Below are 13686 nucleotides of genomic sequence, written 5' to 3'. Positions count from 1 at the left end.
TGCCGTCGAGACTGAGGCCATGATTCAGCAGTGCCAGACCCTCTGCGTCGAGCCGGCCTTCAACACGCACCAGATATTCTTTTTCGACGGTCGAGTTTTCGCCGACCAACTGGCGCGCCACGCGACCGTTCTGCGTCAGCACCAGCAGGCCGGTCGAGTCGATATCCAGCCGCCCGGCCGGCGCCAGACCTTTCAAGTGCGAAGCATGGAAGAGCGGGGTATCGGGAGTGCGGTACTGATTCTCCGGCAGCACCAGCGTAACGGCAGGAGTGAAGCCCGGTTCCGGCTGCCCGGAAACATAGCCGACCGGCTTGTGCAGCAGAACGCTGACCTGTTGCATCTGCACTGCACGTGCACCCTTGTCCAGCTTGATGGCCGCGGACGGATCGGCGCGCGTGCCCAGCTCGGATATGCGCTCACCTTCAACGAAAACCCAGCCCCGCTCAATATAGACATCCGCCTCCCGCCGCGAACACAGACCACGCTCCGCCATCAGTTTGGAGACGCGCACGCCAGGCTGTGGTGGTCTGCTTGAAATCGGTACGGAAGACACCGAAACCGGACTTGGATTATGACTAAGGGGCTTTGCGATAACGGGGGCGCGTGACGGCGTCCCTCTGGGATTCTGCTGCGGCGAGCTCAAGTCAACCGGAGGTGGACTGTTCGCAACGCCACTGCCCGACCTGTTTCTAAATTCTGGTGCAGCCCTGCGCAGCGGTCTGCGCCCTGGTCTGATCGGTGTCTCGCTTCCCGTGCTCCTTGCAGGCAGACCGAGCGGCTTGCGCGGGATATCGGTCATGGGTCAGAGGATATCGAGCAATTCGATCTCGAATACCAGTGTCGCATTTGGCGGAATCACGCCTCCTGCACCACGGGCCCCATAGCCGAGCTGCGATGGAATCGTGAGCTTGCGAACACCACCGATGCACATGCCCTGCACACCTTCATCCCAGCCGGCAATCACGTTGCGCTGGCCAAGCGGAAATTCAAAGGGCTCGTCGCGATCCTTGCTCGAATCGAATTTGGTGCCGTTGGTCAGCCAGCCGGTGTAGTGAACACTCACAAACTTGCCGGAAGTGGCGCTCTCACCCTCGCCTACCCTGATTTCTTCAATTTGCAGACCGGATTCTGTTGTTGTAATGGACATGATCTCACCTCCTGTGTTTGAACTACGGAGTGTAGACCAGCTCGGACAAAGCAACCAGTTCATTACGCGCTCTTTAGCCAAACAAGATCAAGCCAACAAGACACGCGCTAACCCTCGACCCGGCTTTCGGATAAACTTGCTTCAATCAAGAAGCCGGGGAGAAGTATCGTGGACATCCACTCGATCATCGCACCAGTGATCACAGACAAACTTGCTCTGGAAGAATTCATCGAGTCACTGAGCGATCTTGCTCCGAAAATCGAGCGCGATATCGCCCGCCTGAAGAGTACCCCAGGCGACCGTGAAGTCATCAGCAGCCTGTTCCGCTCGATTCACAATATCAAAGGGGATGCCGCGCTGTGCAAGGTTGAACTGGCGGTGACCATCGTTCATCCGATCGAGACGGTGCTTGCGCGATTCAGAAACGACGAGATTTCGTTCAGCGACATCATTGCCGAAGCGGTGTTGCTGGCATTGGATCGACTGGAACTCGCCGTTGAGAGCCTGCTTTCAGGGCGATCCCTCGATGGCCTGCATCTGCTCGATCTGGTTCAGGGATTGGAAAAGCTTTCGCTTGAAACGGCGTCCAACATGGACGAATGCGCCTGCGAATTGATTGAAGCGGTCACCGGATTCCGGCCTGCGTCGGAAGCAGCCGCCTTGCTGCAAGGGAAAGCCTCCTCAATATCCAGGAAGTCGAAATCGCAGGCGGCTGACGACCTTCGTTTCTTCCGCACGCTGGCGAATCAGCTTGAGGCGCGTTCCACGTTGTTCAAAGGACGCACCATGCGTCTGTTGCGCCTGGCCATGGAAACGAATCAGATAATGGACAAGGCGGTCGATCCGATGCAACTGGAAGCGGCCATCTATATGCATGACATAGGGATGATGTTTCTGCCCGAGTCGGTGTGGCTGAAACAGGAGCGCATGACCGACGACGAAAAGCTGATCCTGCGAGCGCACCCCGACTATGCCGACGGGCTCCTGTCGCGCATGGAGGGCTGGGAAAGTGCGGCCGAAATGGTCGCCCAACATCATGAAATGCCGGACGGCGAGGGGTACCCGATGGGTCTCAAGGCGAAACAGATTTGCGACGGCGCAAAGATACTGGCGATCGTTGACGCCTTTGAGGCGGTCATGCTGAAGCACATCAACCGCGGCAAGAATCGCTCCGTATTGCGCGCCATTGCCGAGATCAATGCCTGTAACAACCAGTTCGCTCCCGACTGGATCACCCCATTCAATCAGGTTATCCGGCGGACGCTTGAAGCCCGATGATTGACCCGTCAGCGGATCTGGAACGCCGCTTCGGAGGAGTACGGAAACTTTACGGTAGCGATGCGCTTGCGCGTTTTCAGGCGGCGCACGTTTGTGTTGTCGGAATTGGCGGCGTCGGTTCGTGGGCTGCCGAAGCCTTGGCGCGTTCCGCAATTGGCCGGATTACGCTGATCGACCTCGACATGGTGGCCGAATCGAACGTCAACCGGCAGATCCACGCCCTCGGCGATGAATTCGGCAAAGCCAAGACGGAAGCGATGGCCGAACGCATTCTGGCCATCAATCCGGCGTGTCGGGTCAATCGAATCGAGGATTTCGTATCCCCGGAGAATCTCGGTCAGATGCTCGATAGGGATTTCGACTACGTGATCGATGCCATTGATCAGGTGCGCAGCAAGACGGCGATGATCGCCTGGTGCAAATCTCGCGGCCTCCCCATCATCACCGCTGGCGGTGCCGGTGGGCAGGTCGACCCAACGCGCATCGAAGTCGCCGATCTGGCGCGCACCATACAGGATCCTCTGCTGTCCAAAGTACGCTCCCTGCTGCGCAAGGAATACGGCTTCACGCGCGATCAGAAAAAGGGGTTCGGAATTCCGGCTGTGTTTTCGAGCGAGCCGTTGCGCTATCCCGAGAACGGTACAAGCTGCGATGAACCGCCGCAGATGGCCGGGCTCAATTGCGCCGGCTTCGGCTCGTCAGTCTGCGTCACTGCCCCTTTCGGCCTGTTTGCCGCGGCCGAAGTGCTCAAATTTCTGGCGGCTGGAGCCCGGTAACGGACCGGAACCGATCTGCGTCGATGTTGACGGAAAGACGGGAAAATCCGACTCGCCGTTCGCCAGCGCATTGTCTCCATGCCAATTAGCTGAGAAACTAAGGCTCGAACCAGCGAACCCCGGGCGTGCCCGGCAAGTACCTTCAGGAGGTGCCATGAAGAAGATCACGGGTCTGATTCGGACAATATTGACGACACTGATTTGTGTGTGCAGCATCGGCAGTGTGACTCCGGCGAATGCGCAGCAGTATCTACGCATAGGCACCGGCGGCACGGCGGGAACCTACTATCCCATCGGTACGTTGATTGCCGGCATCGTGTCTCAACCGGGGAAAATTCTGGCAACGGCTCAGGCCAGCAACGGTTCCCTCGGCAACGTCATTGCCGTCACCAGTGGCGCCCTCGAAACGGGCTTCAGTCAGGCGGACGTAGCAACCTGGGCCAAAAACGGAACAGGGATTTTCGAGGGACGCCCCAGTCTTCCCAGCCTGCGCCTGATAGCCAACCTGTACCCGGAAAGCCTGCACATCGTCGTGCGCAAGGGCTCGGGTATCAAAACGGTAGCGGATCTGAAAGGCAAGCGGGTCGCTCTTGACGAGCCCGGATCCGGCACGCTCATCAGCGCCCGGCAAATTCTCTCAGCCTACGGTTTGAAGGAAGCCGACATCCGCCCGGAGTACATCAAACCCAATCAGGCCGGCGACAAATTGATCGCCGGGTCTCTGGACGCCTTCTTCTTTACCGGCGGCACGCCCGCCGCAGCCATTGCGGATCTGGCATCCACCGGAGCCGGCATCGCGCTGCTGCCGATTGACGGGCCACGCGCCGAACGGCTGCTGAAAGACAACCCATTTCTGCATGGCGATACGATTCCGGCGGGGACATATCAAGGTGTCGCCGCAATCCAGACTCTCGCTGTCGGCGCACAATGGGTCACCAGCGAAAAGATCGATTCCGACCTAATCTATCAGGTCACCAGAACGCTATATGGTGAAGCCGGGCAAAAGGCATTGGCCAGCGGCCATCCGAAAGGAAGATTCATTACCCTCGGCAACGCCGTGAAGGGAGCCGGCATCCCGTTTCATCCGGGTGCCGAACGCTATTTTCGTGAAGTCGGGGTGCTGAAATAGCATGAGAACTGTGCCGATATTCGGGCCTTCGCTACTGGCGATACTCACCGGCTTACTGGTGACGGCATTCGTTGGTTACAGCCTGGTCCGGGAGCGCGACGTCGCACTCGAGGTGGCCAGTCTGGAAACCGAGAATTTCGCCCGCGTGCTGGAAGAGCATACGCGTCAATCACTGCGACGAATCAACACAGGGATCGTGGAAGCAAATGCCGCATTGCTGGAATCGCGTGACGCCGGCATACGCGATCCGGCAAAGATTGCCGAGCGCCTGCGAGGACTGCTGCCGCCTGATCGAATCATTCGTTCCTTTCTCGTACTCGATCGAACGGGCATGATCGTACTCTCCACGCAGGCCATCGAAGCAGGGCGAGCCGGATCCCGGTCAGACCGCGACTACTTCATTCCGCACGTTCGGGGCGCCGATCGTGAGTTGGTGTTTGGTGCGCCGGAACCTGGCAGCGGCGACAATAAATGGATACTCCCGATCAGCCGGCGCATCAGCACAGCCGATGGCGAATTTGCCGGCGTGCTCGTAGCCATGGTCCACGGCGCGCATTTCCAGCCGTTCTACGATTCCATCGACAGTCGCCCGGATGGCTTCGTAACGCTGTTTCTCTCGACAGGCTGGGCTGCCGTAAGTTCGCCCAGCGACCCAACCGTGGTCGGTCGCAACTGGTCGGATACGCCGCTGTTTCGGATGCACATTCCCAACTGGCCTACCGGTACGGTTCGCGAAGTACTGTTCGGCGCCGGTATCGAGCGCATCTACAGCTACCGGGCATTGAATGACTATCCGGTGGTCGTCAGCTACGGGCTGGCGATCCCGACCATTCTCGGCCCGTGGCTCCAAATCGCCTGGCGCGATGGTTTTCTGCTGCTGGTCGTACTGGCGGCGCTATCGGGCATCGCCACCATGCTGATTCGGCACGAGCGGCGGCGCCGCAAGACGGAAAGCGATCTACGTATCGCCGCGACCGCTTTCGAAGCACAACAGGGCGTGATCGTCACCGATGCCGACACGGTCATTCTTCGGGTCAACCGCGCCTTCACCGAGGACACCGGATACAGTGCCGAAGATGCCGTTGGGAAGACGCCCAGCATGCTCAGTTCGGGACGACAAGACCAGCGTTTCTACGCCGACATGTGGCACACCCTGAACACGACAGGCTCCTGGTACGGCGAACTGTGGAATCGACGCAAGAATGGCCAGGAATACCCTGAACGCCTCTCCATCACTGCGGTGAATGATTCCGCCGGCCGATTGACTCACTACGTGGCCACGCTGGTCGACATCACACACGAAAAGGCGGCAGCACTTGAAATCGAACAACTGGCGTTCTTCGACCCGCTCACCAGACTGCCCAACCGGCGTTTGCTGATGGATCGACTGCGGCACGCGCTCGCATCGAGCGCACGGCATGGTCTGCACGGCGCTTTGCTGTTCCTCGATCTTGATCACTTCAAAACGCTCAACGACACCCAGGGCCACGATGTAGGCGATGCCCTGCTGGCACAGGTGGCGCAGCGACTGGTCCAAGTATTGCGCGAAGGCGATACGGTTGCGCGACTGGGTGGCGACGAGTTTGTTGTCCTCCTCGAAGGCTTGGGTGAACGCAGCCTGGAGGCCGCCGAGCTGGTGCATGTCGTCTGTGAAAAGATCCTGACGACCCTGAACGAACCCTATATGTTGAACGCATGCCAGCATCACAGCAGCGCGAGCATTGGCGCCACCCTTTTCAGCGGTCAGCAAAAGACGATCGACGAGCTGATGAAGCAGTCCGATCTGGCCATGTATGCGGCCAAAACCGCCGGGCGAAACACAGTTCGCTTCTTTGACCCGAACATGCAAGCCACAATTACCGCCCACGCGTTGCTCGAAGATGACCTGCGTCGGGCGCTGAGCGAGCGACAGTTCCGCCTGCATTTTCAGAAACAGGTCACGCACGACGGCCGGGTCGTGGGAGCCGAGGTATTGATTCGCTGGCTGCATCCGGGGAGAGGCCTGATCCCGCCCGTCGAGTTCATTCCACACGCGGAGGAGTCGGGCCTCATCGAGCCGATAGGGCAATGGGTACTGGAAACGGCCTGCGAACAACTCAAGCGTTGGGAAGGAAACCTGCGCTTCGCTTCACTTCGATTGGCCGTCAATGTCAGCGCCCGGCAGTTCCATCAATCGGATTTCGTGCAGCAGGTTCGCGACGTTCTGAAACGCACCGGAGCGCAACCCAATCTACTCAAGCTCGAATTGACGGAAAGCGCCGTTCTGACCAACGTCGAGGAAACGATCAACAAGATGAACTTGCTGAAGACCGATGGCGTGCAGTTTTCAATGGACGACTTCGGAACCGGACAGTCCTCGCTCTCCTATCTGACGCGGCTGCCACTCGACCAGCTCAAGATTGACCAGAGTTTTGTGCGTAATATCGGCATCCGTCGCGAAGACGCCCTGATCGCCCAGACCATCATCGGCATGGCCAACAATCTGGGGATTGAAGTCATCGCCGAAGGCGTGGAAACCGAATCGCAGCGGGCTTTCCTTGAGCAGCATGACTGTCCGCTATGTCAGGGCTACCTGTTTGGACATCCAATGCCGATCGAGGAATTTGAGCGCCTGTTCTAGCGCTGCCCGTCGAGCCAGACAACAAGACCCTGGGCGTTAAGCTCAAGGTCCATCGCGAAAATCTCCAGGATTTCGGCGTGTGGCAGCCGACAGCCAAATCTCGTGGTTTCGTCGATCAGCAGTTGCGCCAGCCCGTTACGGATACGGGGCTGCCGTTCAGGGCCGGCATTCTTCTCACGCCGGGCAATGTCCAGATAGGCATCGATCAGGCGATGCAAATCATGCGCTTTTGCGGCGACGTCCTTGACCTGGCTGAAGTGCGTCAGATACATGGCTTGCGGCCGATAAGTCATGAGCAGGTCAATCGACTCCTTGAGAGCTTGCGGCTCGAACTGGCTGGGCGTCGACGTCGGGAAGATGAACTGACGGCCATCGGTATCGAGTTCCCGATACGACAGCCCGAAAGTGTCGCCGGTGAAGATATGCCCGCTGCGGCGATCAACGATGCAGTTGTGATGTCTTGCATGACCCGGCGTATCGAGACAAAGGAACTCGCGGCCGGCCAGATCGACTTTCAGCCCGTGCGTCGCCTCGATGATTCGCGTTTGGTCGATCGGCAACACGTCGCCATAGAGCCTACTCACTTCGTCAGCCCCGTATACAGCGTTTGCGCCAGCCACCAGCCGGGATGGATCGGCCATGTGCCGCGCGCCGCGTGGGTGCACCACGAGTCGCGCACGCGGAAACTGGCGCATCATCGCGCCGGCACCACCGGCATGATCGAGATGGATATGCGTGAGGATGACGTAGTCGACGCTGTCGGCATCAAGACCGAGTGCGTCAAGTGCCGCCATCGCGGCAGGTAGCGATTTGTTGGTTCCGGTATCGACAAAGGCCGCGCGACCGTTTTCGACGACCAGATGAACCGACGCCAGTAGCGGGCGAACGTAGCCCGCTTCGAAGGCATGAATACCATGCTCGTAACTAATCAACTGACCCATGAACAACGCTTTCTTTTGACCAATCGGCGATTATAGTTGCGATCGCCCGGTGCCGGCCATCGCAGACGGGCGAATCGCATTGATTTGCTCGCGGGGCAATGCTGCTTATCGAGCCGATTTGAGACGGCTGGCGAACTTTTTCCGGAACTTCGCAAGTTTCGGGCTGACGACAGCCTGGCAGTACGGTTGATGCGGGTTCGCGGCAAAATAGCGCTGGTGGTAGTCTTCAGCGGGATAAAACCGTGGCACCGGCAACAACTGTGTAACGATCGGCGCGGACCAGAGCCCGGAGGCACCCAACTCGGCAAGCAGGGATTCAGCAACGGCCGATTGCTCCGGGGAGTGGTAATAGATCACCGAACGATACTGGGTACCGACGTCGTTGCCCTGCCGATTGAGCGTGGTCGGATCGTGAATCGCAAAGAAGATTTCCAGCACGTCTCGGTAGCCGATCTCGGCAGGATCGTAGGTGATGAGCACCACTTCGGCGTGCCCGGAATCGCCTCCGCAGACGGCATGATAGTCGGGGTTGTCGGTGTGTCCGCCACAATAGCCCGAAACGACCGACTTGACTCCGACGACCTGGTCAAATGCCGCTTCCAGGCACCAGAAGCAGCCGCCCCCAAGTGTTGCGTACTCCAGATGGTACTCGGTCATGGCAATTCCCGATAAAGACGTACTGCTCAGACCAGCAAATCAGGGAAAAGCTCCCGATACAATGCATGACTAACGCGCAATGGACGACTGAACTGTCGCTAACGCTTCCGAAAACCGTGGTCCGCTTCCCTAACCATGCCAGTTAGAGCGGCAACGGATTCCTCTCCTCTCCGTTCGTTAATCCAGCGGCGAATCAAGGATAATCCGGTGCATGGAAATTATCGTCGACGTCATCCTCAAAGCCGGCCGCTCGGCAGTCGAGCTTTCGCTCTTCATCCTGCTGCCGGTCATGGTTGTGATGCTCTCGTTGATGCGACTGCTTGAAGCCAAGGGAGTTCTCGACTGGCTGGTGGCAAAGCTCGCTCCGCTACTCAAGCCGTTCGGGCTGACCGGTCTCGGTGTTTTTGCCGCGTTGCAGATCAACTTCGTGAGCTTCGCTGCCCCAATCGCCACGCTGACGATGATGGATCAGCGCGGCGCGTCAGGACGCCATATCGCGGCGACCTTGGCGATGGTAATGGCCATGGCGCAGGCCAACGTTGTTTTTCCGATGCTTGCAATGGGTCTGCAATTTGGGCGTGTGCTGTTCTTCTCGCTGCTCGGCGGTCTCGTTGCCGCGTCGGCGACCTACTACTTTTTTGGCCGCAATCTGTCAGCGGAAGAAAAGCTGATCGACGAGACGCTGCATCACCCGGTTGCCGAGAACGCCAAAGGTGTCCTCGACGTGATCAATCGTGCCGGTGCCGAGGCGTTCAAGATTGCCGTTGGTGCCATTCCGATGCTGGTCCTGTCGCTGACGGTGATCATGGCGCTGCGCGCAGGTGGCGCCATTGATGCGCTGACCCAACTGATGTCACCGCTGATGGACAGCCTGCAACTCGACCGTGAATTGATCCTGCCGACGCTCACCAAGTTTCTCGCCGGCGGCACGGCGATGATGGGCGTCATGGACGAGATGCTGCGCAAGGAGCAGGTCAGCGAATTGCTGCTCAACCAGAGCGCCGGCTTCCTGATTCACCCGCTCGACATCCCGGGGATTGCCGTACTGATTTCAGCCGGCCGTCGGGTAGCCGGAGTCTGGCGTCCGGCCGCACTGGGCGCTTGCGTGGGGATTTTCGTACGCACGCTGGGTCATGCGTATTTGGGTTGATTCTGGGCTGATTCGGGGTGTACCGATTGACCCGATGCGATGAATTCGAAGATTATCTGATCGCGATTGCTTGCTGACCGTCCCGACCTCACTCGGCTCGCAGCGCCTCGACCGGGTCGAGGCGGGCCGCACGGCGCGCCGGAAGCACACCGGCCAGAAGGCCGATGGCGATGGCGATGATCTCCGCGAAAATGACGAAGACAATCGGCGTGTGCACCGGCAGCGCGGGCACCAGCAGATGAATCAGTTGCGCCAGGCTGAAGCCGAGCGCCAGCCCGAAGACGCCGCCGAGCGCGGATAGCGCCACCGCCTCGCCGAGAAAAAGCCCTAGGATCGTAATGCGCGTCGCGCCGAGAGCGACCAGCAGGCCGATCTCGCCGGTGCGTTCGGTAACGGCGATGGTCATGATGGTGACAATGCCAACGCCGCCGACCAGCAGCGAAATGCTGCCCAGCGCACCGACCGCCATGGTCAGGATGTCGAGTATGTTGGACAGGGTCTTCAACATGTCTTCCTGCGTCGTAATAGTGAAGTCCTCGCGCCCATGCCGCGCCGTGAGCAGCTTGACGATCGACGCGCTGATGCGCGCCGCCGGAATGCCTTCTTCGTAGGACAGGTCGATGGTCATCATGCCGTCGCGGTTGTAGAGCTCGAGCGCGCGTACCGTCGGGATGTAGGCGGCGTCGTCCAGGTCGATGCCGAGGAACTGGCCTTTTGATTCGAGCACACCGATAACGCGGAACTGCAGGTTGCCGACCGTAAGGCGTTCGCCCAGCGCATTATCGACGCCGAACAACTCGCTCTTGAGTTTCGAACCGAGTACGACGAAGTTGCGTGCGCTCTCGGTTTCGTCGGGCGGCAGAAACTGCCCGCTGGCGATCTTCATGCTGTATACCTTCAGCATGTCAGGGGTGACGCCTTGGACGGTCGTGCGGCGCAAGCGGCCATTGCCCTTGACCTCGGTATTGCCCCACACCACGGCCGACATGCCGGTGATGTGCGGCAGCCGGCGCAGCGCCTTGGCGTCCTCGAGGGTAAGCGGGCGAACCGAGGTCGGGATTCCGGTCGGCGCCGGGCCCGAGGTCTTGACCTTGCCCGGCACGACGCTGACCAGGTTGGTGCCGAACTGCGTGAATTCGGTCAGTACAAAACGATGAATGCCCTCGCCGATCGACGTCAGCAATATCACGGCGGCGATGCCGACGGCGATGCCCAGCAGCGTCAGAAAACTGCGCAGCCGGTGCGCGGTGATAGCGCGCAAGGCGAGATGAAGGGAGTCGACCGGACGGATCATGATTGAATGAACGACGAAACTGCGAACCACCAAGACACGAAGACACAAAGAATCACCAAGAAAGACAAAAATATTTCAAGGGTTTTCTTGGTGTAACTTGGTGACTTGGTGGCTTGGTGGTTAAGCATCTGATCTCACCGTTTCGCCAGCGACTGCACCGGATCAAGCCGTGCCGCCTGTCGTGCCGGCAGCACGCCGAAGACAATGCCGGTGAACAGTGCCGTGCCCAAGCTGGCAAGTACCGCCCAATCGGGTGGAAAGGCCGGGAAGACCGGGTAGAGCAGACGGATCAGCGCGGCAGCGCCCTGACCGAGCAGATAGCCGAGCAGCGCACCAGCCACCGAAAGCATCGCCGCTTCGGTCAGAAAGGCGCTGCGAATCGTCGCTCCAGTGGCGCCCAGTGCCTTGAGCAGGCCGATCTCGGAGGTTCGTTGCGTCACCGAAACGAGCATCACGTTCATCACCAGAATCCCGGCCACGGCCAGGCTGATCGCCGCAATGCCCGCGACGGCGAGGGTCAGCGTTCCGAGCAGTTTGTCGAAGGTGGCCAGCACGGCATCCTGCGTGATGATGGTGACGTCTTCCTCGCCTTCGTGGCGCTGCTTGATGATCGCGGTGACCTGCGTCTTGGCCGATTCAATCGCTTCGCGGCTGTTCGCTTCGACCAGGATGCGGAACAGCGTATTGCTGTTGAACATGGCCTGCGCCAGCGAGACCGGAACGATCACCAGCTCGTCGGTGTTCATGCCCAGCCCCTGGCCGGTCGATGCCAGCACACCGACGACGCGAAAACGCCGGTCACCGATGCGGATCAACTGGCCGAGTGCCGATTCGTTGCCGAACATCTCGTCGCGGATCTTGGCGCCGATCACCGCTTCCGACGCACCGCGCCGCCAGTCGCCTTCGGGCAGAAAACGCCCCTGCGCCAGCTTCAGGTTGCGCACGTCGATGAACTGTGCATTGGTGCCGGCAAGCACGACTTCGCGCAGCTTGCCGCCAAAGCTGATCTCCGAAGTGCCGACCGCCAGCGGCGCGACGCGGCGCACGGCGCTGGCGCGCAGCAACGCCTGCGCATCGTCGATGGTCAGGTCGCGCACCGTGCTGGTGATGGCGTTGCCCGGGCTGAAGCCGCCGGTTTGCGAACGGCCGGGCAGGACGATGACGAGGTTGGTGCCGAGCGAGGAAAACTCGTTGACCACATAACGCCGCGCGCCGTCGCCGAGCGCGGTGAGTACCACCACCGCGGCGACGCCGATGGCCATGGCCAGAACCAGCAGCGAGGAGCGCAACGGGTTGCCGGTCGCCGCGTCACGGGCAAAACGGATCAGGTCAGGGGTGCGCATGTATTTGAAGGGGTGCAACAAAGCGAAACACCAAGCCACCAAGAGCTCCAAGTTACACCAAGGTCAATCCATAAATCATGTCGTTCTTGGTGCATCTCTGTGTTCTTGGTGACTTGGTGCTTAAGCATTCGATTCTTCCTTACAGGCACTATCGTGCCTCACCTCGCCGTCTTCCATCAGCAACTGCCTGCGTGCGCGCGCGCCGAGTTCCTTGTCGTGGGTCACGACGATCAGCGTGACGCCGTGATCGTTGAGTCCTTCGAGCAGGCGCATGACTTCTTCGCCGGTGGCGCGGTCGAGGTTGCCGGTCGGCTCGTCGGCGAGAATCATCGCCGGCTGCATGATCGTCGCCCGAGCAATGGCAACGCGCTGGCGCTGGCCGCCGGAGAGCTGGTCCGGCCGGTGGTCGGCGCGGTTGCTCAGGCCATAATCCTTGAGCGCCTGTTCAACCCGTTTGCTGCGCTGCGCCGGTTCGATGCCCGCCAGGGTCATCGGCAGCGCAATGTTTTCGGCGGCGGTAAGGCGCGGCACCAGATGGAAGCTCTGGAAAACGAAGCCGACCCGTTCGCTGCGCACGTGTGCCTGCTCCTCGGGAGAAAGCGTGGTCACGTCGCGCCCCTCCAGGCGATACGTTCCGGCGTTCGGGCGGTCAAGCAGACCCAACAGGTTGAGCAAGGTCGACTTGCCGGAGCCGGACGGACCCATGACGGCGACGTATTCACCCGCGTCGATGCTCAGCTCAAGGTTGCGCAGCGCGTGAACTTCACTATCGCCGAGATAGAAGATCCGGTCGATCCCGGACAGTTCGATCAGCGCGGACATGAGTGAAGAATCATAAATCCACCACAGAGACACAGAGGCACAGAGAAATGCGACGCTGAGAAAATCTTGTCTTTCTCTGTGCTATCTCTGTGCCTCTGCGTCTCCGTGGTCAGTGCCTTTCTGATTGTCATTTCCCCGCAGGCTTGGTTTCAACCGTGTAAGGCGCACCGGCCTTGACGCCGACGCGTTCCAGCGAAGTCACCACCTTTTCGCCCGCCTTCAGCCCTTCGGTCACTTCGGTGTATTCCCAGTTGGCCAGTCCGGTCTTGACCTTGCGTTCTTCGAGTTTTCCTTCCGCGCTAGCCACCAGCACACGGCCGCCTTCGAGCAAGGCCGACGTGGGAACGCGGACCACGTCGTCACGCACGTCGAGGATCACTTCGATGTCGGCGCTGTAGCCAACGAGCAGTTTGCCGGGCGCTTCGGAATTGTCGAATGTGGCTTCGATATCAACCGTCCGCGCCTGCTTTTCAACGGCCGAAACATAGGGTGCAACGCGTTTCACCTTGCCGGGGAAGGATTGCCTGGG

At 59.8% G+C, this 13686-nt stretch carries 13 protein-coding genes; 5 read left to right on the top strand and 8 right to left on the bottom strand.

The window, feature by feature from the left end:
• Together PROAA_RS18870 and PROAA_RS08585 are read right to left on the bottom strand one after the other, a co-directional pair.
• A partial coding sequence (locus PROAA_RS18870; protein WP_245664218.1) for a pseudouridine synthase occupies nt 1–511 on the bottom strand: 511 nt, incomplete at its 3' end.
• A 291-nt stretch (nt 512–802) separates the two neighbouring features.
• Nucleotides 803–1147 (bottom strand): FKBP-type peptidyl-prolyl cis-trans isomerase, encoded by a 345-nt coding sequence (locus PROAA_RS08585; RefSeq protein WP_186410950.1) that lies wholly within the window; start codon nt 1145–1147, stop codon nt 803–805.
• A gap of 168 nt (nt 1148–1315) precedes the next feature.
• On the opposite strand from PROAA_RS08585, the gene PROAA_RS08580 reads away from it, so the two are divergent.
• The 4 genes from PROAA_RS08580 (at nt 1316) to PROAA_RS08565 (ending at nt 6950) form a co-directional block, all read left to right on the top strand.
• Entirely contained in the window at nt 1316–2425 is a 1110-nt protein-coding gene (locus tag PROAA_RS08580; RefSeq protein ID WP_186410949.1) for an HD domain-containing phosphohydrolase, read from the top strand.
• Nucleotides 2422–3201 carry a tRNA cyclic N6-threonylcarbamoyladenosine(37) synthase TcdA gene (tcdA, locus tag PROAA_RS08575; protein ID WP_186410948.1) on the top strand — a complete coding sequence of 260 codons (780 nt, stop codon included), beginning with the start codon at nt 2422–2424 and terminating at the stop codon, nt 3199–3201. The genes PROAA_RS08580 and tcdA overlap by 4 nt, the downstream gene beginning before the upstream one ends.
• Nucleotides 3202–3355: 154 nt before the next feature.
• Nucleotides 3356–4330: a TAXI family TRAP transporter solute-binding subunit gene (locus PROAA_RS08570; RefSeq protein WP_186410947.1), complete on the top strand. Its 975-nt coding sequence runs from the start codon at nt 3356–3358 to the stop codon at nt 4328–4330.
• Nucleotide 4331: 1 nt separating this feature from the next.
• Nucleotides 4332–6950: a bifunctional diguanylate cyclase/phosphodiesterase gene (locus PROAA_RS08565; RefSeq protein ID WP_186410946.1), complete on the top strand. Its 2619-nt coding sequence runs from the start codon at nt 4332–4334 to the stop codon at nt 6948–6950.
• On the opposite strand, the gene PROAA_RS08560 is transcribed toward PROAA_RS08565, so the two are convergent.
• Both PROAA_RS08560 and msrA read right to left on the bottom strand, forming a co-directional pair.
• Entirely contained in the window at nt 6947–7891 is a 945-nt protein-coding gene (locus tag PROAA_RS08560) for an MBL fold metallo-hydrolase (RefSeq protein WP_186410945.1), read from the bottom strand. The genes PROAA_RS08565 and PROAA_RS08560 overlap by 4 nt on opposite strands.
• 105 nt (nt 7892–7996) lie before the next feature.
• Nucleotides 7997–8548, bottom strand: a complete 552-nt coding sequence (gene msrA, locus PROAA_RS08555) for a peptide-methionine (S)-S-oxide reductase MsrA (RefSeq protein WP_186410944.1) — start codon at nt 8546–8548, stop codon at nt 7997–7999.
• 211 nt (nt 8549–8759) lie between these two features.
• On the opposite strand from msrA, the gene PROAA_RS08550 reads away from it, so the two are divergent.
• A complete protein-coding gene (locus PROAA_RS08550) occupies nt 8760–9698 on the top strand; it encodes a nucleoside recognition domain-containing protein (protein ID WP_186410943.1) in 939 nt (312 codons plus the stop codon).
• An 88-nt stretch (nt 9699–9786) separates the two neighbouring features.
• On the opposite strand, the gene PROAA_RS08545 is transcribed toward PROAA_RS08550, so the two are convergent.
• From PROAA_RS08545 to PROAA_RS08530, 4 genes are all read right to left on the bottom strand, one after another.
• Nucleotides 9787–10989, bottom strand: coding sequence for an ABC transporter permease (locus PROAA_RS08545; protein ID WP_425394005.1), 1203 nt, complete (start codon nt 10987–10989; stop codon nt 9787–9789).
• 137 nt (nt 10990–11126) lie between these two features.
• A complete protein-coding gene (locus PROAA_RS08540) occupies nt 11127–12335 on the bottom strand; it encodes an ABC transporter permease (protein ID WP_186410952.1) in 1209 nt (402 codons plus the stop codon).
• A gap of 120 nt (nt 12336–12455) precedes the next feature.
• Nucleotides 12456–13157 (bottom strand): ABC transporter ATP-binding protein, encoded by a 702-nt coding sequence (locus PROAA_RS08535; protein WP_186410941.1) that lies wholly within the window; start codon nt 13155–13157, stop codon nt 12456–12458.
• A 127-nt stretch (nt 13158–13284) separates the two neighbouring features.
• The coding region (locus PROAA_RS08530; RefSeq protein WP_425394004.1) for an efflux RND transporter periplasmic adaptor subunit at nt 13285–13686 on the bottom strand (402 nt) is incomplete at its 5' end.

This window comes from Candidatus Propionivibrio aalborgensis (genome assembly GCF_900089945.1).
Lineage (GTDB): Bacteria > Pseudomonadota > Gammaproteobacteria > Burkholderiales > Rhodocyclaceae > Propionivibrio > Propionivibrio aalborgensis.
Note: the sequence above shows the minus strand (reverse complement) of the source record. Positions and strands in the feature narration are given on the sequence as shown.

Excerpts from the sequence above, each read along its gene's own strand:
- PROAA_RS08560 (WP_186410945.1), bottom strand. The coding sequence starts at position 7,891 with ATGGGTCAGTTGATTAGTTACGAGCATGGTATTCATGCCTTCGAAGCG.
- tcdA (WP_186410948.1), top strand. The coding sequence starts at position 2,422 with ATGATTGACCCGTCAGCGGATCTGGAACGCCGCTTCGGAGGAGTACGG.
- msrA (WP_186410944.1), bottom strand. The coding sequence starts at position 8,548 with ATGACCGAGTACCATCTGGAGTACGCAACACTTGGGGGCGGCTGCTTC.
- PROAA_RS08540 (WP_186410952.1), bottom strand. The coding sequence starts at position 12,335 with ATGCGCACCCCTGACCTGATCCGTTTTGCCCGTGACGCGGCGACCGGC.
- PROAA_RS08535 (WP_186410941.1), bottom strand. The coding sequence starts at position 13,157 with ATGTCCGCGCTGATCGAACTGTCCGGGATCGACCGGATCTTCTATCTC.
- PROAA_RS08570 (WP_186410947.1), top strand. The coding sequence starts at position 3,356 with ATGAAGAAGATCACGGGTCTGATTCGGACAATATTGACGACACTGATT.
- PROAA_RS08585 (WP_186410950.1), bottom strand. The coding sequence starts at position 1,147 with ATGTCCATTACAACAACAGAATCCGGTCTGCAAATTGAAGAAATCAGG.
- PROAA_RS08550 (WP_186410943.1), top strand. The coding sequence starts at position 8,760 with ATGGAAATTATCGTCGACGTCATCCTCAAAGCCGGCCGCTCGGCAGTC.
- PROAA_RS08565 (WP_186410946.1), top strand. The coding sequence starts at position 4,332 with ATGAGAACTGTGCCGATATTCGGGCCTTCGCTACTGGCGATACTCACC.